The organism is Pseudomonas sp. 8BK (assembly GCF_902506475.1).
GTDB classification, from domain to species: domain Bacteria; phylum Pseudomonadota; class Gammaproteobacteria; order Pseudomonadales; family Pseudomonadaceae; genus Aquipseudomonas; species Aquipseudomonas anguilliseptica.
In genome coordinates this window covers 3,405,814-3,426,986 of the sequence record NZ_LR733252.1, presented here as the reverse complement: position 1 = coordinate 3,426,986, position 21,173 = coordinate 3,405,814, and the positions used below count along the sequence as shown (strand labels likewise).

Below are 21,173 nucleotides of genomic sequence, written 5' to 3'. Positions count from 1 at the left end.
TTGTCCTCGCCGTTACCTGGCTGTGGCAGCTAGCTTCAAGGTTCTATGCCGATGATGCAAGGCGGCCGCAGGCAGTTGAGCGATTTATACCCGGATGAGGCCCGTTCTTTTGCTGTCGTTATCTAGGGCATATAACGCTGACGCAATTCGGCTTCACGCATTTCGCGCTGTTGGCCAAGGGCCTGCCAGAAGCGCATGGCTTGCTGCGGGTGGCGTTGGTAGAACGGCTGTGACAGCGGCAAGTGCCAGTCCGCTTGGAGCAAGGGTTGCGGGAGAAACTGCAGCTGTTCTTGCAGCTGCAATTCGGTGATCAGTGCCCGGCTGATATTGCGTTCGATGACAAATCCATCCAGGCGCCCGCTGGCCACCAGCAGCAGGGCTTTGTCGGGTTGCAGTGAAACGCTGTTAAGGGCGCCCAGATCGGCCAAACGTTGGCGGGTGAGATAACCCAGCGGTGAGCTCAGGCCGTACTTGAGGTTGGCGAAGCGTTGGCCGTCCCAGCTCAGTTGGCCGCCGAGGCGGGTGGCAATCGGGTAGTCGACCTGCCAGAGCCGATACTCTCGCTGCACTGGCTGGCCACGTTGCGGGTCGCGGCCGGGGAACTGGCCCCAGGTGTCGCGTTCTGCCTGCCAGATGGCCGGGAAGATGCCATCCACCTCGCCTTTTTGCAGGGCAAGGATGCAGCGTTTCCAGGGCTGGCGTTGCCAGTCGATGGTCAGCTCGGCCTGCTCAGCGGCCGCCTGAATAAGCTCCAGCAGAATACCGGGGCCAGGCGCTTGTGCGTTGTTTGCGGGGAAGGTGAACGGCGGGTGATCCTGCAGCTGGTAGCACAGGCGCAGAACGGATGGACCCTCGGCCTTGAGCGCCTGGGGCAGCAGTATGAGTACAAGCAGTAAGCTGGAGATGGCCACTTGCATGGTGCTTTGTCGCCGTGGGTGGTGGAACACCCGGCAGCCTCAATGGGCTGCACTCTACGTTGCCTGTCCTTTTTTGATTGTGGCCGTGCTGGGGTATTAGTCAATGCCGTGGAACATTCATGCAAGCCTCAGAAGCCTGCAGCGTCGATATCGATCAGCAGCAGCCGTTTGCCGTTGTCGATGAATTGTCCGGCGGTCAGGCAGTACTGGTTGGTGGTAGCGTCGCGGTAGGTGCTGGAGAGAATCAATCGACGTTCTTCCCAGCCTTCGGCCAGTAGTTGGTAGAAATACGGCCGCCACGACCAGTTATGCCCGACGTAACGCGCATCGCTGTGCCAGGCATGCTCGCGCCATTCCAGATTGGCAGTCAGCTGGGTGCCGTGACGGTCGCACTGATAGATGCGCAGCAGCCAGGGGTAGATGTGCGGTTGCGGCAGTTGATCGGGCTGTGAGCCGTTTTCGATCCAGGTCTTGAAACCGTTCATCAGCTCACCGAGCTGCTGGCGCAGGGTCATCAGCCGTGCGCGTTCAGCGAGTTTTTGCTGCACATAATGGTCGCGCAACTGGGCAAAGCGTTTGAAGAAGGCGCTGCTGCTGAAAAAAGTCTCTTCGGGTTTGGCAAATAGATAGCCCTGCACATAACGCGCGCCGCACTCCAGGGCGAAATCCAGCTCGGCCTCGGTTTCCACGCCTTCGGCAATGATCCAGCAGCCGGTCTTTTCTGCCATCTGCGCAAGGGCCTTGACGATCTCGCTGCTCGGCCCGCCACGGGCGGCTTGCTGAAACAGGCGCATGTCCAGCTTGAGGATGTCCGGTTGCAAGGCCAGTACGCGGTCGAGCTGAGAGTAGCCCGCGCCGAAGTCGTCGATGGCGATGCGTGCGCCGGCCTCTCGATAACGTTCCACCACACCCGGCAGGCGTGAACTGGCGCCGCCCAGTTCGGTGATTTCAAAGACGATACGTGCTGGGTCGATGCCACTGTGTTGCAGCTGTTTGAGGCTGGGCAGTGCTTGTTCGGGGCGCAGCCGACTGATCCAGCGTGGCGAGATATTCAGGCTGAGAAACCAGTCATGCGGGGCTTCATGAAAGCGCCGCAGAGCTTGTTCGCGGACTTCGCGGTCGAGGCGGCGCAGGGCAGTGGGCGGGGTTTTCGGGTCACTGAACAAGGGGCCTGCCGAGTGCAGTTGGCCATCAGCGCTGCGCAGGCGCGCCAGTGCTTCGACACCGGCAATACGTCCGGTGGCGGTATCGATAAAAGGTTGAAAAACAGCAAGCGGTTGACCGTTGAACACTGCGCAGTTCCTTAGCCAGGCAGACGCCCCGGTGGGCGGCGTAGCCAGGTGACTAAGCAATATCGTGGCCAGCTTAATCCCCTGTGTGGGTATCTTTAGTCGTGTCGGCAGAAGTGTCTGGGCGTCGCGGAGGATTGCGCCGCAGCAGCGGAAAGGCGATCAGGGCGATACGCAGCCAGCGTCGCCAGTGGCCACGGCGGATGCCGACGGTGGCCAACAGCAGTGCACCGCCTGCGACCCAAAGTGGTGCGTTGCTGTTGCTCAGTTCTTCACGCCAGTTATTGCGCCAGTGCTGCGCCTGACGCAGCGGTTGCAGCATCACCAGGGTTTCGTGGCGCAGTTCCTGGCGGTGCATTTGCAGGCGCATGCGCAGCAGGGTTTTACGTAGTTCGCGGCGCGAGGCCTTGGCGGGTAGCTCGGGCATAGTCATGGCAGCAGTTGCTCACGGTCACGGGCCAGTTCTTCAAGGCTGGCGCTGAAGGGCGCCGGTGCATTGCGTACTCGCTGCAATAGCGCGATCAGGGTGCCCAGCAGGCCCACGGCATAGAAACCACACAGGGTGCTGATAACCAGTAGGCGGTGCGTCTCCCAGAAGGCAATCAGCAGCGCGGCGGACAGGCCGATGATCAGCAGCAGGCCGAACAGCAGGCTCAGGCTGGTCAGCACCAGCAGGCCGAGGGTATGGCTTTGCTGCTCTTTAAGCTCTTCGCCAAATAGCGCGATATGGCCCTGCAATAACCCCAGCAAGGCGCTGGCAAATCGCCGTGGTGAACTGCCGCGACTTGGCGGGGCGGGCTGCGATGCATCCATGGATGTTCTCTTTAACGGCGGGAAATCAGCATGCCGAGCAGCAGGCCAATGGCGGCAGCGATGCCGAGAGTCTGCCATGGGTGAGTCTGCACATAGCCTTCGGTGGCTTCAATAGCCGCCTTGCCGCGGGCATGCAAGGCGTCTTCGGCGTTGTGCAGGGTGCTACGCGCGCGGCCCAGGCTGCTGCGGATCTGCTCGCGCAGTTCTTCGGCCTGCTCACCGGCGAGGCTGGCGGAATGCTGCAACAAGCTTTCGGTGTCGCGCACCAGCGCCTGGAATTCGTCGAGTAACTGATCCGAGCTGGACGATATGGGGGTCTTACGAGCCATGGTGTCTCTCCTTATAACGGGGCAGTGTAGGGGGTTCGAGTCCTCTGCGGGGCAGTGGTTCCTTTTTTCTTCGGCACAGAGGGATGCAGCTGATTGCTCGGCTGGTACAGCGCTTGCATTGCGTTGGTGCGCGCTCTTGCTGATGCGCTCCTTTATGGGGCTGCAAGGGTTCTGGCCAGGACGCCGTGGTGCATCAATAACTTATTAATAACTATGGAATAAGTACTTCGAGACAAGGTTCAGTCGGCACCGGCTTGGTGCTGCGCGGCCTTGACCTCGGCGAGCTGGATCATGATGAGTGCCGCCATATGGTGCGTATTTATTGATTTGTGATCCGCTTTGGTGCTTTTTCCCCGCGACGGAGTTTTCTTCGCAGATGGAAAACATCAACAGTGCTGTGGAAACCCTGATTCACGGCTCCAATACCCTGTTTATTCTGCTTGGTGCCGTGATGGTGCTGGCTATGCACGCCGGCTTTGCCTTTCTTGAAGTGGGTACGGTCAGGCAGAAGAACCAGGTCAACGCTTTGTCGAAGATCATCTCCGACTTTGCCGTGTCGGCCCTGGCTTATTTCTTTGTTGGCTACTGGATTGCCTACGGCGTGACCTTCCTTGAGCCAGCCAGCGTGCTGACTGAAGGCAACGGCTACGCCCTGGTGAAGTTCTTCTTTCTGCTGACCTTTGCTGCGGCCATTCCGGCGATTATTTCCGGTGGTATCGCCGAGCGCGCCAAGTTCGGCCCGCAGCTGTGCGCCACGGTGCTGATCGTGGCCTTTATCTACCCCTTCTTCGAGGGGATGATCTGGAACGGCAACTACGGCGTGCAGGCCTGGCTGGAAGCGCAGTTCGGCGCAGCCTTCCATGACTTTGCCGGCTCGGTGGTGGTACACGCGATGGGCGGCTGGCTGGCCTTTGGCGCGGTGATTCTGCTGGGGCGTCGTGATGGGCGTTACCGCGATGGTCGTCTGGTGGCCTTTGCCCCGTCGAATATTCCGTTCCTGGCGCTGGGCTCGTGGATTCTGATCATCGGCTGGTTTGGCTTCAACGTGATGAGCGCACAGACCCTGGGCAGCGTCAGCGGCCTGGTGGCGGTCAACACCCTGATGGCGATGGTCGGCGGTACGGTGGCGGCTTTGCTGGTTGGTCGCAATGACCCTGGCTTCCTGCACAACGGTCCGCTGGCTGGCCTGGTGGCGGTGTGTGCCGGTTCCGACCTGATGCATCCGGTCGGTGCGCTGGTTACTGGCGCGATTGCTGGTGCGCTGTTCGTCTGGGCGTTTACCGCGACTCAGGTGAAATGGAAGATCGACGACGTGCTGGGTGTCTGGCCACTGCACGGTCTGTGCGGCGTGTGGGGCGGTATTGCCTGCGGCATCTTCGGCCAAGAGGTGTTGGGCGGCCTGGGCGGTGTAAGCCTGGCCAGCCAGTTTGTCGGCACCGCGCTGGGCGTGGTAGTGGCCTTGATTGGCGGCGTACTGGTTTATGGTGTGCTGAAGGCTACCGTGGGTATCCGCCTGAGCCAGGAAGAGGAGTACTACGGTGCTGACCTCTCGGTGCACAAGATTGGTGCCGTCAGCCAGGACTGATGGCTAGGTGTTAATGCAAAAGGCCCGGACAGTGTCCGGGCCTTTTTATTGCGACCGCTTAAATGTGAGGCTTAGAACAGTGGCAGGGTGTAGCTGACGATCAGACGGTTCTCGTCGAGGTCGCCGCCGGTTGCTGCCGCGTTGCTGCGCACCATCGCGTTCCGCCAGCGGAATGCCAGGTTCTTGAAGGTGCCTTCCTGAATGGTGTAGCTGACATCGAAGTCGCGTTCCCATTCCTTGCCATCACGGCCACCAGCGCCATCGAAGCCATCGCCGGTGACGTAACGCACGAAGGCACTCAGACCGGGTATGCCGTAGGTGGCGAAGTTGATGTCATAGCGTGCCTGCCAGGATTTCTCGTCCTTGCGGGTGAAATCGAGAATTTGCAGGTAGTTGACGATGTAAGGATCGGTTTCGGTGAGGAATGGGAAGGCGTTGTCGCCGCCGACCTTCTGGTAACCCAGGCGGAAGGTGTGTGCGCCTGTGCCAGCCCAGAGGTTGACCGACGTCAGGTCGTTATCCAGCTTGCCGCCGCGTTTGCTGCCGTTGTCCTGGGAATCGAAGTAGGCCAGGTTGGCCCCCAGCTTCCAGTCACCGATGGGTTGTACGTGGATGAGGTTGTAGAGCTTCTGGTCGTAGATATCTTCCAGCTCGCCGTACCACAGGCCTACGGTGGTGTTGCCGGTGTTGAATTTGTAGTCGCCACCGGCGAAGTTGTAACGGTCACTCACGCCGCCGACGTTGCTGGCGGTGATGTCCTGGCTGTCGGTGGAACTGCGGAAGTTCACTTCGCGTAACTGGCCGCCGTTGAGGGTCAGTCCGTCGATTTCCTGGGAGGTGATCATCCCGCCGTTAAACACCTGTGGCAGCAGGCGCGAGTCACCGGACGCCACGATAGGCAACTTAGGCATTAGGCCGCCGACTTTGCCAACGGTCTTGGATATACGCACTTTGGCTGCTGCTGTGGCTTCGGAATACTCCCCTGGCCCCTCATTACCAAAACTGTTTGGCAGCAAGGCGGTGCCTGCGCGTTCATCGGACGAGTCGAGTTTCAGGCCCAGGCCTGCGTAAGCATCCAGACCAAAGCCCACGGTGCCTTCGGTAAAGCCCGACTCGGCTTTTAGGATAAAACCCTGGGCCCATTCTTCGCGTTTGGATTGCTGCGCTGCGGTGCTGTTACGCAGGTCGCGGTTCATATAGAAATTGCGTAGCTCAAGGGTGGCTTTGCTGTCCTTGATAAACTCTGCCTGGGCCAGCGATGGTAGGCAGAGGCAGGTGCCCAGTGTGGCGAGTGCCACAGCGCGGGCGAGGGGAGATTGAGTCATTATTGTTAGCTCCTCGTGTGTGCGGGTCGGCTTGTGGCCGATCTGATACAGCGAGGCGCAATAAAGCATGGGGGCTTAGGCTTGGCTTTTAGACTTTGGTCTGCTCGGTTTCGGTCTTTGTTGGTCTGGCGTGCAGTGGACGCAGTTGCAATCGCTCTAGCCTGCCTGGCGCACCGTTGATCGGTTTATCCGCAATCAGGCTAAAGTTTCATCCCGCACGGCCGCCAACCAGTCAGATACACCGCCTAGGTACTTTGCCATGAACCCCCTGGCCGCAAATTTATCCTCCGCTTCACGTCCTACTTCCGCCACTGCTCAGCCGGTTGTACGTAATGTTGCCGATGCGCAGGCGACACTGGCCAATCGACTGGCTGAGCGCCTGGGGCTTGAGCCCGGTGCGTTGGCCGGCAAGGCCAATGATTACACTCCGGAGAAAGTCGCCGGGCGCATTCTCGGTTTTATCGAGCAGCGCCTGCAAAGCGAACAAGCTGCTGGTGCCGACCCAAACAAGCTCAAGGGCTTGCTTGAGCAGGCGCGTAGCGGTGTGGAAAAGGGCTTTGCCGAGGCGCGCAAGATTCTCGACAGCATGGGCGTGCTGCAAGGCAAGGTGGCGAGCGATATCGACGACACCTACCAGAAAATCCAGGACGGCTTCAGTGACCTGGACAAGCGCTTTAATCCGGATGCGGCGCTGGTTGAGGGCTCAACCAATATCGCCGCTTACAGCGAACGGTTTGCCGCGCAAGCGGAAACCTTCGATATGGAAGTGACCACCCGTGATGGTGATCGCCTGCGTATTTCCATCGCCCAGGCTTCGGCCAACTGGTCGCAGAGTGGCGTTGTTGCTAGCAGCAATGGCAACGGCAGCTCAGTAGTTGCCAGTAGCCAATCCGGGAGCCTGCAGATAGGTGCCTGGCAAGTCAGTGTCGAAGGCGAGCTGGATGACGAAGAACGCGCTGCACTGGAAAAACTCTTCGGTCAGGTGCAGGACCTCTCCAACAAGTTCTATGCCGGTGATCTGTCGGGTGCCTTCGATCGGGCCATGGCGCTGGAAATGGATGGCGAGCAATTGGCGTCCATGTCCCTGCGTCTGACCCAAACCACTGTGCGTCAGGCAACCGATGCCTACAGCGCCGTTGCGCAAGATGGCGGCCAGGCTGCCAGCGCGGTCAACAGCTCGTTGATCGACTACGCTCAGGGCCTGCTTGACGCATTGCGCAGCGCCAATCAGGTGGCTGAAGAAGGCACCGCTAAAACCAGCTTGCTGGATATGCTCAAGGGTGGCTTCTCGCTGGATGAGCGTTTTGACAGCGGTCGTCTGGACAAGGCCGAACAGCTCAACAGCCGCTTGTTGGATGGCCTGCAGAACCTGCTCAATCCCGCCCTAGACAGCAGCAAGTCCAAGGACGCCTGAGCCTAGGGCAGTGCTAAACTGCACCTCCAGTAGTCAGTGGAGGTGCGCAGATGCTCCCGGAATGCCAATTATTCGGTACGCTCGGCTGCCACCTGTGTGAGGTGGCCGAAGCTCTGCTGATGCCTTTTGTCGAGCACGGTCTGTTGGTCGAGCTGGTCGATATTGCCGAGCATGAGCACTGGGTCGAGGAGTATGGTCTGCGCATTCCGGTGCTGCGCCGCAGCGACACCGGGGCCGAGTTGAACTGGCCATTCGAAGCTGAACAGATTGTCGAATTCCTGCGTAGCGCCTGATGCTTGATGGGTGTGCGGCGGTCAATGATTTAGTGAAGGAAGAAGATCGATGAGCATGGTGCTTGGAGACGCCCTGTCGCTGCTGCTGTTTCGCTTACACAGCGGTCGTTTGTTGGGGATCAACCTGCTCAAGGTTCAGGAAATCATTCCCTGCCCGACGCTGACCAAACTGCCCAGTCGTCATCCCCATGTGCGTGGCGTGGCCACCCTGCGTGGTTCGGCGCTGACAGTGATTGATCTGGCCAAGGCCATCGGCGAGCAGGGCGTGCCGGGCAACAATGATGGTTGCCTGATCGTCACCGAACTCAGCCGCTCGCGTCAGGGCCTGCATGTGCAAAGCGTGGAGCGCATCGTGCAGTGCTACACCCGCGATGTTCGTCCGCCGCCGGCAGGTTCCGGCAGCAAAGCCTTTATCACTGGGGTGACGCAAATCGACGGCAAGATTGTGCAGATTCTTGATATCGAGAAAGTGCTGCACGAGCTCGCGCCGATGATTATCGAGGAGCTGGACGAGCAGTTGCTCTCAGAACGTGAGCGGGCGCTGCTCAAGGGGCGTCGCGTACTGGTGGTGGATGACTCGCACGTCGCGTTGCACCAGACGATGATTACCCTGCGCAAGCTGGAACTGGATTGCCAGATGGTGCGCAGCGCCGCCGACGCACTTGAGTTGCTACAACGGCAATTCGATGCCGGGGAACCCATCGAGGTGCTGGTCTCGGATATCGAAATGCCGGAAATGGATGGCTACGACCTGGTACGCACGCTGCGTAAGAAGCCGGATATCGGCCAGATCTATGTGCTATTGCACACCTCGCTCGACAGCACCATGAACACCGAAAAAGCCAAGGCGGTCGGCGCCAATGACGTGCTGACCAAGTTCTCCACCATAGACCTGAGCAAGGCCCTGGTGCAGGCATTCGAAAGTTTGCAATAGCCTTTGCCACAGGCATAAAAAAGCCCGCGATTAAGCGGGCTTTTTTATGGGTTCTGGTCGGAGAGACAGGATTCGAACCTGCGACCTTCTCGTCCCGAACGAGACGCGCTACCAAGCTGCGCTACACTCCGAATGGCTCAAGATTCTACTGAGAAAGTTTTACCGTACAAGGGGTTAGGTTTTAATTTTTTCTATTGGCCAAGCGCTTTGCATGTATCGCTCAGCGCCCAGGCGCCGGGCAAAAGTACCTGGCAGCGCCTGGGACATTTTCTTACAGCTCTTTGACGGTACGCACTTGATCCTTGTTGACCTTGGCGCGTTTGCCATCGAGTTGTTCGAATTCGTAGAAGCCCGAATCTTCGTCAAAATTCGGCTCGTCGATGGTCTGAATTTCGCGGCCATCATTGAGGGTGATTACAGTTGGGGACGCGCAACCAGTCAGCGCGACCAGGCCCAAGGTAAGCAGCAATGCTGGAATAATCCGCTGAGACATGGGTTTCTCCTTGATTGATAGAGGTTTTTACCCTGCTTGTGACGAAATTTTGCCAATCAAGTTCCCTTGTTGGCCTTTATCCGCGTGTCGCCTAGCAAGTCTGGGGTGTTGAAGTTGGCCAGGCGAGGGTCACCGAGTGGACACTCGACTGTCAATGGATCGAGGCTGCGCAACCAGCGTTGCGGGCTGCGCTCACCGGCTTGCCAGGCCTGCTCCAGGTCGGTGTGCAGTGCCCGAGGAATAACGCTGAATAACGGCTCGAGAAACTCACCTTGGTGCACTACGACTGCGTGCTGACCGGCCAGGCGCAGTAGTGCCTCCAGCAGCGGCCTGTCGAGTTGTGGCGCATCACACGGCAATACCAACAGATTCTCCTGGCGCGCGATGCGCAGACCGGCACGTATGCCTGCCAGCGGGCCTTGGAAGTCGCCATTGCCATTGTCAGAAGGACCATCTGCAACCAACCGATCAGCAAAGGGCGCATAGCGCTCGGCGTTGCGGTTGCAGGAGATGATCAGGTCGTCGGTCAAGGGCCGCACCAGCTCGTGCAACCAGGCAATCAGCGGACGGCCTTGCCAGTCGAGCAGGCCTTTGTCGGCACAGCCCATGCGTTGCCCTCGGCCGCCGGAAAGCAGCAAGACAGAACAGCGCGGCAGGGTTGCGGAAGAGGGCATGCGCAGTCTCCGAAAGCGGGCCTGTGTTATAACGGCGGGCATTATCGCCCATAACTGGAAGCCTGCCATGAACCACAAGGCCGAGGCACATTTCGTGCCCTTGAATATCGCGGTGTTGACCGTCAGTGACACCCGCAGCCTGGATACTGACACCTCGGGCCAGCTGTTTGTTGACCGCCTGCAGGCGGCCGGCCATCAGCTCGCCGCTCGGGTTTTGCTCAAGGACGATCTGTACAAGATTCGCGCCCAGGTCGCTACCTGGATTGCTGAGGACCAGGTGCAGGTGGTGCTGATTACCGGCGGTACCGGCTTTACCGGTCGTGATAGCACCCCGGAAGCGGTGAGCTGCTTGCTGGATAAACAGGTCGATGGTTTTGGTGAGCTGTTCCGGCAGATTTCCGTGGCTGATATCGGTACGTCCACCATCCAGTCGCGCGCCCTGGCTGGTCTGGCCAACGGCACCCTGGTCTGCTGCCTGCCGGGTTCGACTAACGCCTGTCGTACCGCCTGGGATGGCATCCTGGGTGAGCAGCTGGATAACCGCCACCGTCCGTGCAATTTCGTCCCGCACCTCAAATCGGTGGCCGCCTGCGAGAGCCGTGGATGAGCTGCTGTGACAAACCTGGGTTGATGCCCGTCGAGGCGGCGCTGGCGCGTTTGTTGGCGCAGGCTGAGGCTTCGGCAATTGTTGAAACCGAGCAGGTCTACCTGCATGACGCGGCTGGCCGCGTGCTGGCTGAGCAGCTGATTGCCAAGCTGGATCTGCCGCCCTGGGACAATAGCGCGATGGATGGCTACGCCCTGCGCCTGGCCGACTGGAATGGCGAGCCGCTGGTCGTCAGCCAACGCATCCAGGCCGGCAGTGCGCCGCAGCCGTTACAGCCTGGTACCTGTGCGCGGATCTTTACCGGCGCGCCGCTGCCAGCTGGCGCCGACACCGTGGAAATGCAGGAAAACGCCGTGCTCGGAGAGGATGGTCGCGTTGCTTTTAGCGAGCCGCTGAAGCTCGGGCAGAATGTGCGCGCCCAGGGTCAGGAAACCCGTGTTGGCGATAGCGTATTACCGGCCGGTACCCGTCTAGGCCCGATCGAGCTGGGTTTGGCCGCATCCCTGGGTTGCGCCGAATTGACGGTGCGCCGCCGACCTCGGGTGGCCGTGTTGTCCACTGGCGATGAGCTGGTAGAACCGGGTCAGCCACTGGGGCCAGGGCAGATCTACAACAGCAACCGCCGCGTATTGATCGCCTGGCTGCAGCGTCTGGGTTGTGAGGTGGTGGATGGCGGCATTCTGCTCGATGACCTGGAACAGACTCGCGCGGCGCTGGGTGCGTTGAGTGATGTTGATCTGATCCTTTCCACCGGCGGGGTGTCTGTGGGCGAGGCGGATTTCCTCGGCATGGCCCTGCGTGAGGAGGGTGAGCTGGCGCTGTGGAAGCTGGCGATCAAACCGGGAAAGCCGCTGACCTGCGGGCAGTTCCGTGGCGTTCCGGTGATCGGCCTGCCGGGTAATCCGGCTTCGACCATGGTGACTTTCGGCCTGCTCGCGCGGCCTTATCTGCTGCGCCGTTTAGGTGTGCAGCGGGTCGAGCCGCTGGGCTTTCCGATGCCGGCGGGTTTCACCTGGGCCAAACCGGGCAACCGCCGTGAATACCTGCGTGCACGCCTGGAAAATGGCCGGGTGGTGCCTTACCCGAACCAGAGCTCCGGTGTGCTGCGCAGCGCCGCCTGGGCTGAGGGGTTTGCCGAAGTGCTGGAAGGCACCACCCTGGCCGAGGGCGATAGCCTGCGCTTTATTCCGCTCAGCGAAATCCTCGGGTAGGTCAGCGCAGCGGTGGATGAAAACAGCGTCATCCACCCTACCATTGGAGTCGCCGGGTAGGGTGGACGGCGCTTCCCCCATCCACCAAGCGGGTTAACCCGTGCGCCGGCTTTCGCGAAACTCGCCCGGTGTCTGTCCGGTCCAGGTCTTGAAGCTGCGGTGGAATGAGCGTGATTCGGTAAAGCCCAGGTAGCTGGCGATATCCTGAATCGCCAGGTCGCTGCGCAGCAGGTAGTGCTCGGCCAATTCCTGGCGCAATTCATCGAGAATTTGCTGGTAGCTGGTGCCCGCCAGCTGCAGATGACGCTGCAGGGTGCGCACCGTCATATTGAATTTCTCCGCCACGCGTTCCTTGCGCGGCAGACCATCCTTGAGCAGCAGGCGCAGGGCGTTCTTCACTCGTTGCGGCAGCGGCTCGTTGTCGTCCAGCCCAGCCATCAGGGTCAGGGCGTGTTCTTCCAGAGTGCGCAGCAGGTTGGCGTCGGCCTGGCGCAGCGGCACAGCGAGGTATTCCAGCGGCACAAGCAGCGCATTGCAGCTTTGTTCGAAGCCGATCGGACAGCCGAAAATTGCCTGATACTCGGCAATATCGACGCCTTCAGGCAGGGCGTGTTCGAACCACACCTCCCGCGGCGAACTGTCTGAGTCGGAGATCCAGCGCGCATACAGCAGCCACGAAGCCAGTACGTTCTCCACCATATGCCGGCGAATCGGCTCAGCCTGATGACGGCAGGTCCAGATCAGGCGAACGTGGTCTGCGCCGGCCTCGACCCGGCTGACACCCATATCCCCCACCAGTTTTTCGTAAGGCACGATGCGGCTCATGGCCTCACCGAGGGTGGCGCAGTTCATGGTGATATAGCCCAGCACGCTCCACGAACCCGGCTGCACAAAGCGCGCGCAGTGCAGACCAAACAGCGGGTCAGCCGACACCTTGAGCAAGTGATCGAGCAGGCGCTCATGGGTTTCACTGGGGATGCGCTTACTGTTGTCGGCCAGGTCCTCGGCCTTGATGCCGGCTGCTGCCAACGCCTGGTCGATATCCAGACCCAATTGCTCGGCGTGGCGCAGGTACTTGAGCAGGGAGGGGACAGAGGTATAACCGAGGTTTTCCATGATTTTTTCTTATTCTGAGTTCGCAGAGCCTGTTTCGGATCGCGCGAGCTAGAGCGAGACAAGGCAAAAATGGCCGAGGAAGCGGAGTTTACGAGTTGTAAATGAGCTTTCCGAGGCCATTTTTAACGCAGTATCGCCGAAGCGCAGCAGATCCGAGACAGGTTCTTATTCTGAATGTCTTGATTGGCGATATCGCCTGGCTCGATACGACAGTGACGCCTCGAAGCGGCCAGCTAGTATAGGCAGCCATCGAGGGTGACTGAAATATCCGGGAGACACAGATGCGACGTTGGAACGGCTGGGGTGATGAGGCAACAGTGGTGGAACTGCCGGCCCATGGTGAGGCTTTTCTCACCGAACTGGTCGGCCCTGGTCAGTTGCTGGCCGATGCCAGTCTGGAACAGGTGCTGGCGCAAGTGCCGGCCTCGCGTCTGCAGGCTCACCCGCTGATCTGCCTGAATGCCGAAGACCGCGTGCGCCACGCCCGTGGCCAGAGCCTGCCGGACTGGCTGGCAATGCGCTCTGGCGATTTTGGCGTGTTTCCCGATGGCGTGGCCTACCCGGAAAGCGCCGCGCAGATTCGCGAGCTGCTGGCCTGGGCCAGCCAGCAGGACCTGATCGTGATTCCTTACGGCGGTGGCACCTCGGTGGCCGGGCATATCAACCCGCAGGCCAGCAGCAAGCCGGTGCTGACCCTGTCGCTGGCGCGCATGAGCAAGCTGATCGAGATCGACCACGACAGCCTGATCGCCACCTTCGGCCCGGGTGCCAATGGCCCGCAGGTGGAAAGCCAGTTGCGTGCCCAGGGCTATACCCTCGGCCATTTCCCCCAGTCCTGGGAGCTATCGACCCTCGGCGGTTGGGTCGCCAGCCGTTCCAGCGGCCAGCAGTCGCTGCGCTACGGGCGCATCGAGCAGCTGTTCGCCGGTGGCAAGGTCGAGACCTTTGCCGGCACCCTGGAGATTCCGACCTTCCCGGCCTCGGCCGCAGGCCCGGACCTGCGCGAAGTGCTTATGGGCTCGGAAGGACGCTTCGGCATCATTTCCGAGGTCAAGGTGCGCATCACCCGCCTGGCCGAGCAGGAAAACTTCTATGCGGTGTTCCTGCCCTGCTGGCAGCAGGCGCTGAACGCCATTCGCAGCTTGGCTCAGGCGCGGGTACCGCTGTCGATGCTACGCCTGTCCAATGCCATCGAAACCAAAACCCAGCTGGCCCTGGCTGGCCATCCGCAGCAGATCGCCTGGCTGGAGAAATACCTGGCCCTGCGCGGCGCACGCGATGGCAAGTGCATGCTGACCTTCGGCGTGACCGGCAGCCGCACACAGAACGCCGCCTCGCTGAAACAGGCGAAGAAGCTGCTGAAGAGTTTTGACGGCGTATTTACCGGCACCCTGCTGGGCAAGAAGTGGGCGGAGAACCGCTTCCGTTTCCCTTATCTGCGCCACGGCCTGTGGGCCGCCGGTTACGCGGTGGATACCCTGGAAACCGCCACCGACTGGAGCAATGTCGACAGCCTGCTGAACAAGGTCGAGACCAGCCTGCGCAACGGCCTGAGCGAGGAGGGCGAGCAGGTGCATGTGTTTACCCACCTGTCCCACGTCTACAACGAAGGCTCGAGCATCTACACCACCTACGTGTTCCGTCCGGGTGCGAACTACGCCGAGGCCATGGCGCGTTGGCAGAGGCTCAAACATGCCGCCAGCCTGACCATCGCCGAGAACCGCGGCACTATCAGCCACCAACATGGTGTTGGCCGTGATCACGCACCTTATCTGCCGGTGGAGAAGGGCGAACTGGGCATGGCCACGCTCAAGGCGCTTGCCGGGCATTTCGACCCTGAGCAGCGCCTGGCACCAGGCGTGCTGATTCAGGATTGATGATGAGCAAATGGAACGCCGCCTGGCGTGAACAGGCGCTGCCCGAGTTGGCCGCCCGCGATTGGGACCTGATCGTCGTCGGCGGTGGCATCAGCGGTGCCGGGATTCTGCGTGAAGCGGCGCGGCGCGGCTGGAAATGCCTGTTGCTGGAGCAGCGCGACTTTGCCTGGGGTACTTCCAGCCGCTCCTCGAAAATGGTCCACGGCGGGCTGCGCTATATCGCCAAGGGCCAGTTCGGCCTGACCCGCGATTCGGTACGCGAGCGCCAGCGCCTGCTGCAGGAAGCGCCAGGCTTGGTTGAGCCCCTAAGTTTTCTTATGGCGCATTACCGTGGCGGCTTTCCCGGCCCCAAGGTGTTTGGCGGTTTGCTGGCGGTCTATGACGCCCTGGCCGGCAAGCGCAACCATCTGTACTACCCCTTGCAGCAGCTGCGCTATCTGGCGCCGGGTATCAAGGAAGACGGGCTACTCGGTGGAACGCGCTTTTTCGATGCGGTGACCGATGATGCGCGGCTGGTGCAGCGCGTGCTGGGTGAGGCCCGTGCCGAGGGCGGCGAAGCGCTGAATGGCATGCGTGTGGCCGAGCTGTGCCGCGAAGGCGGGCAGGTCAGCGGCGTGTTGGCCGAGGATGCCGAAACCGGGAAGTCGTACCGCTTTAACAGCCGCGTGGTGGCCCAGGCTACAGGTGCCTGGGCTGATCAGTTGCGTCGCAAGACAGGTCTAGAGCATATCCGCCCGCTGCGTGGCAGCCATCTGCTGCTGCCCGCCTGGCGCCTGCCGGTGGCCCATGCCTTCAGCTTTATGCACGCCGCTGACAAGCGCCCGGTGTTTGTTTTCCCCTGGGAGGGTGCGACGGTAATTGGCACCACCGATCTGGATCACCCGGCGCCACTAAGCGAGGAGGCGCGGATCAGTCCAGAAGAAATGGATTACCTGTTGGCCGCCTGCGCCCAGCAGTTTCCCGCGGCACAGATCAGGGCAGCAGACGTGCTGTCGACCTGGGCCGGGGTGCGCCCCGTGGTCAGCGATGGCAGCGAAGGGCGCAAACCCTCGGATGAGAAGCGCGAGCATGCGCTATGGGTTGAGCCGGGCTGCGTGACACTGGCCGGCGGCAAGCTGACCACCTTCCGTCTATTGGCTCTGGAAGTGCTGCAGGCCTGTGCGCCTTTTGTGGGACGTACTGTGGATGATCGAGGCGCGGCGACCTTTGCACCTGTAGCCAGTCAACCGATGTCCACGTTAAGCCCTGCCCAGCAGAGGCGCCTGATCGGCCGTTATGGCCGGGCGCTGCCGCAATTGCTGGCGCTGCTCGAAGAGCTAGGCCTCGAGCAAGTGGCGGATACGGACACGCTGTGGGCCGAGTTGGCCTGGGCGGCCGAGCAGGAACTGGTGTTGCACCTGGATGATCTGCTGCTACGCCGTACCCGCCTTGGCCTGTTGTTGGCTCAGGGCGCGACGGCTGAATTGCCGCGTATCCGCGCATTGTGTCAGGCCCGCCTGGGCTGGAGTGACACGCGCTGGCAGTGGGAAGAGCAGGTGTATCTGCAACTCTGGCAGCGCTGCTACAGCCTGCCGGAAGAAGATTGATCAATAGAAAGGACGGCGTCTTGAGCGAGAAAAGTTACCTGCTGGCCATCGACAATGGCACCCAAAGTATCCGGGCGCTGTTGTTCGATCTTCAGGGCAATCTGCTCGCCAAGGGCAAGGTGGAACTTGAGGCTTATTACTCCAAGCAACCCGGCTGGGCCGAGCAGGATCCCGAGTATTACTGGGCCAGCCTCGGTGAGGCTTGTGCGCAGCTGTGGCAGCAGGTGGATATCGACCGCAGTCGGATCAAGGGCGTATCGCTGACTACCCAGCGTGGCAGCCTGATCAATGTCGACGCGCAGGGCCAACCGCTGCGTCCTGCCATGCTCTGGCTCGATCAGCGTCAGGCCGAGGTGCGCGGGTCGATCAAGGGCCCCTGGGGCTGGCTGTTCAAGATCGCTAGGGTACAGGCCACGGTTGATCATTTCCGCGCCCAGGCCGAGGTCAACTGGATCGCTCAGAATCAGCCGGATATCTGGGCCAATACCCACAAGGTGTTGCTGCTCTCGGGGTTTCTGACTCACCGGCTGTGCGGCCAATTTGTCGACTCGCTGACCAGTTGCGTGGCGTACCTGCCGTTCGACTACAAGCGCCTGCAGTGGGCCAAACCGGGCGACTGGAAGTGGCAGGCCATGCCGGTGCGCCGTGAGCAGTTATCGGAGTTGCGCAAACCGGGCGAATTACTTGGCCACATTACGGCGGCGGCCAGCCGGCATACCGGGATTCCCGAAGGACTGCCGCTGATTGCCGCCGGCGCCGACAAGGCCTGTGAGGTTCTGGGTGCTGGCGGCGTAGAGCCGAGCACGGCCTGCCTGTCCTATGGCACCACGGCGACCATCAACACCACACGCAGCCAGTATCTGGAAACCATTCCGCTGATTCCGCCGTATCCGGCGGCGATTCCCGATCACTTCAATACCGAGGTGATGATCTATCGCGGTTTTTGGATGGTCAGCTGGTTCAAGCAGGAATTTGGCCTGCGCGAGATGCAGCGGGCCAAGGAGTTGGGCGTCGAGCCTGAGGCGCTGTTCGATGAGCTGGTCAACAGCGTGCCGGCCGGCTCCATGGGCCTGATGCTGCAACCCTACTGGTCGCCGGGCATCCGCGAGCCGGGGCTGGAGGCCAAGGGTTCGATCATCGGCTTTGGCGACGTGCACACCCGCGCGCATATCTACCGGGCGATTCTGGAAGGGCTGGCCTATGCCCTGCGCCAGGGCAAGGAAAAGATCGAGAAGCGCTCGAGCACCCGTATCACCCGTTTGCGCGTTTCCGGCGGTGGTTCGCAGAGCGATGCGGCCATGCAGCTGACCGCCGACATCTTCGGCCTGCCGGCTGAGCGTCCGCATCTGTATGAAACCAGCGGTCTGGGCGCGGCGATCAACTGTGCAGTAGGGCTGGGCCTGTACCCGGATTACCCTACGGCGATATCCGCCATGACTCGGGTTGGTCAGGTGTTCACGCCGAATCCCGAGGCGCAGCGCACTTACCAGCAGCTGTACACCCAGGTTTATCAGCGCATGTACAAGCAGCTTAAGCCGCTCTATCAGACCATCCGCAAGATCACAGGCTACCCGGCTTGAAAGGCTGATCAAGAGCTGGTTAGCGATCTCGCGAGCTAGAGCCCTGCAAGGCAAAAACAGGCGAGGAAGCGGAGTGTACTGTTGTACATGAGCATTACTCGCTTCGCTCGCCCTTCGGGTCGCGCTAAAGCGCGTTAGCCGCAAGCGACTTCCAAGCCTGTGTTTAACGCAGCAGGGCCGACGCGCAGCAGATCGCAGGCAGGCGCTTAGGTCACATCCACCAGGATGATTTCGCTGTCTTCGACGGCCGTCACCCGTATCACCTCTACATCACTGATCGCCACACCATCGCGGGCTTGGGCGCTTACACCGTTGACCTCGATGCTGCCGCTGGCGGCCACCAGATAGGCTTTGCGTGCCGCGCCGATGGGGTATTCGGTGCTCTGCCCGGCTTGCAGAGTGGCGGCTGCCATCCGCGCATCGCTGCGGATCGGCAGGGCCTCGCTATCCTCGGCATAGCCGCTGGCCAGGGTAACGAAGGCGCCGGCACGCTCGCCCTTGGGAAACGGCTTGGCGCCCCAGGACGGCGGCAGGCCCGCCTGGTTGGGCTGAATCCAGATCTGGAAAATCTTGCTGGGGCTGTCTTCCAGGTTGTATTCGCTGTGGGCAATCCCGGTACCTGCACTCATTACCTGCACATCACCGGCCTCGGTGCGGCCCTGATTGCCCAGGTTATCCCTGTGGCTGATGGCCCCCTGGCGCACATAGGTGATGATTTCCATATCGCGGTGCGGGTGAGTTGGAAAACCGTTGTGCGGGGCAATTTCATCATCGTTCCAGACCCGCAGCGCGCCCCAGTTCATCCGCGCTGGCTCATAGTATTCGGCAAAGGAAAAGTGATGGCGGGCCTTCAGCCAGCCATGATTGGCCGCACCGAGTTGGGCGAAGGGACGTACTTCGATCATCTGCATATCCTCATTAAGGAGCACCGGCTTGCAGCGGCGGTGTTCATTGGCGATGGATGGATGATCCAATAAATCAATACGATTAAAAATGCGTAAATATTGAGCCTAATAATCTAATTATTTGATGTTGAGGTTGCCGTTTGCACGCTGATGCAACCTCAAGCCCTGTCGCTGAGTCTTTTTCTTGAAATGTGAAAGGATGCCTTGGATGCAAGAACGTAAAGCGCTGCTGATTCTGCATGGCAAGCAAGCCCTTAATGCCGAGGTGCGTGCTGCGGTGCAGGCGCGTCGTGAAGAGGGCTGGCAACTGGATGTGCGGGTGACCTGGGAGAGCGGCGATGCGCAGCGTCTGGTCAACGAGGCGCTGCAGGCCGGTTATCCGACCCTGATTGCCGGCGGAGGTGATGGCACCCTGCGCGAAGTGGCTGAAGCCATGACGCTGGCAAAAACCAAGGCCAGTCTGGCGCTATTGCCATTGGGCACGGCCAACGACTTTGCCCAGGCAGCCGGGGTTGATCTTGACCCGCGAATTGCCCTGGCATTGCTGGATACGCCCGCGCAGCCGATTGATCTGGGTGAAGTTGACGGCCAAGTGTTTCTCAATATGGCCACTGGCGGCTTTGGCTGCAATGTCACCGCCAATACGTCAGAGGATCTCAAGCGCGTGCTTGGCGGTGCGGCTTACTTTTTGACGGGGCTGACCCGTTTTGCCGAAGTGCAGTCGTCGTTTGGCCGTTTTACCGGGCCGGATTTTCAGTGGGAGGGTGAGTTTCTCGCCCTCGGCATTGGTAATGGTCGCCAGGCCGGAGGTGGACACGTGCTGTGCCCCAATGCATGGGTTAACGATGGCTTGTTGGATATCTGCATTGTGCCGGCGGCAGCTGATGTGGTCGGCACTCTGGGCACGCTGCTGTCTGGCGGGATCAATGGCTTGCAGAGCGTGGCCCTGAGTGCCCGGCTGCCATGGTTGGAGGTCGAAGCACCAGAAGGTTTGGATCTCAATCTGGATGGCGAGCCGATGGAAAGTCGTAAGCTGCGCTTTGCGTCAATGCCGCAAGCATTGCACATGCATTTGCCGGAGAATTCGCCGCTGTTGATGGAATAGACGCGGCGGCTCCTGCCGCCTGGCTGGCCTCGACGCCGCGCTTATCGCATGATGGCGTCGCGCCATCTGCCTTCAGATGCGCGGCAGATTGCCGATACACCAGGGCATGGCTATTTGAGCTAGGCTAGATCGATAAGTGAACAGGAGCGCATGATGGCCGGCATTCTCGACTCAGTGAACCAACGTACCCAGCTGGTGGGTGAGAACCGCCTGGAAATTCTCATGTTCCGCCTCACGGGGCGGCAGTTGTTTGCGATCAACGTGTTCAAGGTGCAGGAAGTCCTGCAGATGCCCAAACTGACTCTGATGCCGCAGCGTCACCGGTTTGTTTGCGGAGTGGTCAACCTGCGAGGGCAGACGCTGCCGGTGATCGATCTGTCCCAGGCTATCGGCATGCGGCCCATTGTGCCGGATGAGCGCAGCACCATTATCGTGACCGAATATAACCGCTCGGTGCAGGCCTTCCTGGTCGGTGGGGTCGAGCGCATTCTCAACCTCAATTGGGAATCCATTCTGCCGCCGCCAGGTGGCGCCGGGCGTCAGCATTATCTGACGGCCATTACCAAGGTCGAAGACCAGATCGTCGAAGTGATCGACGTGGAAAAGGTGTTGGCGGAAATCAGCCCGATGAGCACCAAGGTCTCCCCGGAAAAACTCGCCGACCCGTTGCTGGAATACGCTAAGGGTCGTGAGGTGCTGCTGGTGGATGACTCCAACGTGGCCATGAGTCAGCTCAAGGGCACCATGGCGCAACTGGATATCCGTTGCCATGCCGCCAGCGATGGCCTGCGCGCGCTCAACCTGCTGAAGAGCTGGGCTGACGCCGGAGTCGATGTGCATGAAAAGCTGTTGATGGTGATCACCGATGCGGAAATGCCGGAGATGGACGGCTATCGCTTGACCACCGAAATTCGCAACGACTCGCGCCTCAAGGACTTGTACGTGGTGCTGCATACCTCGTTGTCCGGCAGTTTCAACGAGGCCATGGTGAAGAAGGTTGGCTGCGACAACTTTCTCTCCAAGTTCCAGCCGGACAAACTGGTGGATGTGGTGCACCAGCGTTTGGCCCTGCTGCACCCCGAGGAATAAGTCTGACGCGGGCGTCAGCCCGGGACTCACC

Annotated in this window: 21 protein-coding genes and 1 tRNA gene; 11 read left to right on the top strand and 11 right to left on the bottom strand. The window is 60.6% G+C overall.

Annotated features, from left to right (window positions below; translation table 11 throughout):
• Positions 1–122: 122 nt before the first annotated feature.
• The 5 genes from ACIN8IBEIGE_RS16030 to ACIN8IBEIGE_RS16010 all read right to left on the bottom strand — a co-directional run bounded on the left by ACIN8IBEIGE_RS16030 (position 123) and on the right by ACIN8IBEIGE_RS16010 (position 3,348).
• Complete coding sequence (locus ACIN8IBEIGE_RS16030) at positions 123–917, bottom strand: ABC transporter substrate-binding protein (protein WP_160015527.1); 795 nt, start codon at positions 915–917, stop codon at positions 123–125.
• Positions 918–1,045: 128 nt separating this feature from the next.
• Entirely contained in the window at positions 1,046–2,209 is a 1,164-nt protein-coding gene (locus tag ACIN8IBEIGE_RS16025) for an EAL domain-containing protein (RefSeq protein WP_160015526.1), read from the bottom strand.
• A 73-nt stretch (positions 2,210–2,282) separates the two neighbouring features.
• Positions 2,283–2,639, bottom strand: a complete 357-nt coding sequence (locus tag ACIN8IBEIGE_RS16020) for a hypothetical protein (RefSeq protein ID WP_160015525.1) — start codon at positions 2,637–2,639, stop codon at positions 2,283–2,285.
• The gene (locus ACIN8IBEIGE_RS16015) at positions 2,636–3,019 is read right to left on the bottom strand and encodes a phage holin family protein (protein WP_160015524.1); all 384 of its coding nucleotides are present in this window, start codon (positions 3,017–3,019) and stop codon (positions 2,636–2,638) included. The genes ACIN8IBEIGE_RS16020 and ACIN8IBEIGE_RS16015 overlap by 4 nt, the downstream gene beginning before the upstream one ends.
• A gap of 11 nt (positions 3,020–3,030) precedes the next feature.
• A complete protein-coding gene (locus ACIN8IBEIGE_RS16010; RefSeq protein WP_160015523.1) occupies positions 3,031–3,348 on the bottom strand; it encodes a YqjD family protein in 318 nt (105 codons plus the stop codon).
• A gap of 376 nt (positions 3,349–3,724) precedes the next feature.
• Here ACIN8IBEIGE_RS16010 and ACIN8IBEIGE_RS16005 point away from each other — a divergent pair, with 376 nt between their 5' ends.
• Complete coding sequence (locus ACIN8IBEIGE_RS16005) at positions 3,725–4,933, top strand: ammonium transporter (RefSeq protein WP_160015522.1); 1,209 nt, start codon at positions 3,725–3,727, stop codon at positions 4,931–4,933.
• Between the two features lie 71 nt (positions 4,934–5,004).
• On the opposite strand, the gene ACIN8IBEIGE_RS16000 is transcribed toward ACIN8IBEIGE_RS16005, so the two are convergent.
• Complete coding sequence (locus tag ACIN8IBEIGE_RS16000) at positions 5,005–6,258, bottom strand: OprD family porin (protein ID WP_160015521.1); 1,254 nt, start codon at positions 6,256–6,258, stop codon at positions 5,005–5,007.
• Positions 6,259–6,517: 259 nt separating this feature from the next.
• Between ACIN8IBEIGE_RS16000 and ACIN8IBEIGE_RS15995 the strand changes: the two genes are divergently transcribed.
• From ACIN8IBEIGE_RS15995 to ACIN8IBEIGE_RS15985, 3 genes are read left to right on the top strand one after another with little or no spacing between them, the layout of a single operon-like run.
• Positions 6,518–7,672: a DUF5610 domain-containing protein gene (locus ACIN8IBEIGE_RS15995; RefSeq protein ID WP_160015520.1), complete on the top strand. Its 1,155-nt coding sequence runs from the start codon at positions 6,518–6,520 to the stop codon at positions 7,670–7,672.
• Between the two features lie 50 nt (positions 7,673–7,722).
• Complete coding sequence (locus ACIN8IBEIGE_RS15990) at positions 7,723–7,965, top strand: glutaredoxin family protein (protein ID WP_160015519.1); 243 nt, start codon at positions 7,723–7,725, stop codon at positions 7,963–7,965.
• 49 nt (positions 7,966–8,014) lie between these two features.
• Complete coding sequence (locus ACIN8IBEIGE_RS15985; RefSeq protein ID WP_160015518.1) at positions 8,015–8,899, top strand: chemotaxis protein CheV; 885 nt, start codon at positions 8,015–8,017, stop codon at positions 8,897–8,899.
• Positions 8,900–8,953: 54 nt separating this feature from the next.
• Here ACIN8IBEIGE_RS15985 and ACIN8IBEIGE_RS15980 read toward each other — a convergent pair.
• From ACIN8IBEIGE_RS15980 to mobA, 3 genes are all read right to left on the bottom strand, one after another.
• Positions 8,954–9,030: transfer RNA gene (locus tag ACIN8IBEIGE_RS15980), tRNA-Pro, on the bottom strand.
• A 140-nt stretch (positions 9,031–9,170) separates the two neighbouring features.
• Entirely contained in the window at positions 9,171–9,392 is a 222-nt protein-coding gene (locus ACIN8IBEIGE_RS15975) for a YgdI/YgdR family lipoprotein (RefSeq protein WP_160015517.1), read from the bottom strand.
• A gap of 56 nt (positions 9,393–9,448) precedes the next feature.
• The gene (mobA, locus tag ACIN8IBEIGE_RS15970) at positions 9,449–10,066 is read right to left on the bottom strand and encodes a molybdenum cofactor guanylyltransferase MobA (protein ID WP_160015516.1); all 618 of its coding nucleotides are present in this window, start codon (positions 10,064–10,066) and stop codon (positions 9,449–9,451) included.
• 67 nt (positions 10,067–10,133) lie between these two features.
• Between mobA and moaB the strand changes: the two genes are divergently transcribed.
• Together moaB and glp are read left to right on the top strand one after the other, a co-directional pair.
• Positions 10,134–10,673, top strand: coding sequence for a molybdenum cofactor biosynthesis protein B (moaB, locus tag ACIN8IBEIGE_RS15965; RefSeq protein WP_160015515.1), 540 nt, complete (start codon positions 10,134–10,136; stop codon positions 10,671–10,673).
• Positions 10,670–11,884 (top strand): gephyrin-like molybdotransferase Glp, encoded by a 1,215-nt coding sequence (gene glp / locus ACIN8IBEIGE_RS15960; protein WP_160015514.1) that lies wholly within the window; start codon positions 10,670–10,672, stop codon positions 11,882–11,884. The genes moaB and glp overlap by 4 nt, the downstream gene beginning before the upstream one ends.
• Positions 11,885–11,977: 93 nt before the next feature.
• Here glp and ACIN8IBEIGE_RS15955 read toward each other — a convergent pair whose 3' ends face one another.
• Entirely contained in the window at positions 11,978–13,000 is a 1,023-nt protein-coding gene (locus tag ACIN8IBEIGE_RS15955) for an AraC family transcriptional regulator (RefSeq protein ID WP_160015513.1), read from the bottom strand.
• Positions 13,001–13,281: 281 nt separating this feature from the next.
• Here ACIN8IBEIGE_RS15955 and ACIN8IBEIGE_RS15950 point away from each other — a divergent pair, with 281 nt between their 5' ends.
• The 3 genes from ACIN8IBEIGE_RS15950 to ACIN8IBEIGE_RS15940 are packed head-to-tail and all read left to right on the top strand — an operon-like array spanning position 13,282 to position 18,043.
• Positions 13,282–14,877, top strand: coding sequence for an FAD-binding oxidoreductase (locus tag ACIN8IBEIGE_RS15950; protein WP_160015512.1), 1,596 nt, complete (start codon positions 13,282–13,284; stop codon positions 14,875–14,877).
• A complete protein-coding gene (locus tag ACIN8IBEIGE_RS15945) occupies positions 14,877–16,463 on the top strand; it encodes an FAD-dependent oxidoreductase (protein ID WP_372239993.1) in 1,587 nt (528 codons plus the stop codon). Before ACIN8IBEIGE_RS15950 ends, ACIN8IBEIGE_RS15945 begins: the two co-directional genes overlap by 1 nt.
• Positions 16,464–16,483: 20 nt before the next feature.
• Positions 16,484–18,043 (top strand): FGGY-family carbohydrate kinase, encoded by a 1,560-nt coding sequence (locus ACIN8IBEIGE_RS15940; protein ID WP_160015510.1) that lies wholly within the window; start codon positions 16,484–16,486, stop codon positions 18,041–18,043.
• Positions 18,044–18,249: 206 nt separating this feature from the next.
• Here ACIN8IBEIGE_RS15940 and ACIN8IBEIGE_RS15935 read toward each other — a convergent pair whose 3' ends face one another.
• Positions 18,250–18,948 carry a pirin family protein gene (locus tag ACIN8IBEIGE_RS15935; protein ID WP_160015509.1) on the bottom strand — a complete coding sequence of 233 codons (699 nt, stop codon included), beginning with the start codon at positions 18,946–18,948 and terminating at the stop codon, positions 18,250–18,252.
• A gap of 208 nt (positions 18,949–19,156) precedes the next feature.
• On the opposite strand from ACIN8IBEIGE_RS15935, the gene yegS reads away from it, so the two are divergent.
• A complete protein-coding gene (gene yegS / locus ACIN8IBEIGE_RS15930; RefSeq protein WP_160015508.1) occupies positions 19,157–20,053 on the top strand; it encodes a lipid kinase YegS in 897 nt (298 codons plus the stop codon).
• Positions 20,054–20,206: 153 nt separating this feature from the next.
• On the top strand, positions 20,207–21,142 hold the full coding sequence (locus ACIN8IBEIGE_RS15925; protein WP_160015507.1) for a chemotaxis protein CheV: 936 nt from the start codon (positions 20,207–20,209) through the stop codon (positions 21,140–21,142).
• Positions 21,143–21,173: the final 31 nt, after the last annotated feature.

Coding starts and splice junctions, on each gene's coding strand:
- moaB (WP_160015515.1), top strand. CDS start 10,134: ATGAACCACAAGGCCGAGGCACATTTCGTGCCCTTGAATATCGCGGTG.
- ACIN8IBEIGE_RS15935 (WP_160015509.1), bottom strand. CDS start 18,948: ATGATCGAAGTACGTCCCTTCGCCCAACTCGGTGCGGCCAATCATGGC.
- ACIN8IBEIGE_RS15975 (WP_160015517.1), bottom strand. CDS start 9,392: ATGTCTCAGCGGATTATTCCAGCATTGCTGCTTACCTTGGGCCTGGTC.
- ACIN8IBEIGE_RS16030 (WP_160015527.1), bottom strand. CDS start 917: ATGCAAGTGGCCATCTCCAGCTTACTGCTTGTACTCATACTGCTGCCC.
- yegS (WP_160015508.1), top strand. CDS start 19,157: ATGCAAGAACGTAAAGCGCTGCTGATTCTGCATGGCAAGCAAGCCCTT.
- ACIN8IBEIGE_RS15995 (WP_160015520.1), top strand. CDS start 6,518: ATGAACCCCCTGGCCGCAAATTTATCCTCCGCTTCACGTCCTACTTCC.
- mobA (WP_160015516.1), bottom strand. CDS start 10,066: ATGCCCTCTTCCGCAACCCTGCCGCGCTGTTCTGTCTTGCTGCTTTCC.
- ACIN8IBEIGE_RS16015 (WP_160015524.1), bottom strand. CDS start 3,019: ATGGATGCATCGCAGCCCGCCCCGCCAAGTCGCGGCAGTTCACCACGG.
- ACIN8IBEIGE_RS15950 (WP_160015512.1), top strand. CDS start 13,282: ATGCGACGTTGGAACGGCTGGGGTGATGAGGCAACAGTGGTGGAACTG.
- ACIN8IBEIGE_RS16010 (WP_160015523.1), bottom strand. CDS start 3,348: ATGGCTCGTAAGACCCCCATATCGTCCAGCTCGGATCAGTTACTCGAC.
- ACIN8IBEIGE_RS15955 (WP_160015513.1), bottom strand. CDS start 13,000: ATGGAAAACCTCGGTTATACCTCTGTCCCCTCCCTGCTCAAGTACCTG.
- ACIN8IBEIGE_RS16020 (WP_160015525.1), bottom strand. CDS start 2,639: ATGACTATGCCCGAGCTACCCGCCAAGGCCTCGCGCCGCGAACTACGT.
- glp (WP_160015514.1), top strand. CDS start 10,670: ATGAGCTGCTGTGACAAACCTGGGTTGATGCCCGTCGAGGCGGCGCTG.
- ACIN8IBEIGE_RS15985 (WP_160015518.1), top strand. CDS start 8,015: ATGAGCATGGTGCTTGGAGACGCCCTGTCGCTGCTGCTGTTTCGCTTA.
- ACIN8IBEIGE_RS15925 (WP_160015507.1), top strand. CDS start 20,207: ATGGCCGGCATTCTCGACTCAGTGAACCAACGTACCCAGCTGGTGGGT.
- ACIN8IBEIGE_RS16000 (WP_160015521.1), bottom strand. CDS start 6,258: ATGACTCAATCTCCCCTCGCCCGCGCTGTGGCACTCGCCACACTGGGC.
- ACIN8IBEIGE_RS15945 (WP_372239993.1), top strand. CDS start 14,877: ATGATGAGCAAATGGAACGCCGCCTGGCGTGAACAGGCGCTGCCCGAG.
- ACIN8IBEIGE_RS15990 (WP_160015519.1), top strand. CDS start 7,723: ATGCTCCCGGAATGCCAATTATTCGGTACGCTCGGCTGCCACCTGTGT.
- ACIN8IBEIGE_RS16005 (WP_160015522.1), top strand. CDS start 3,725: ATGGAAAACATCAACAGTGCTGTGGAAACCCTGATTCACGGCTCCAAT.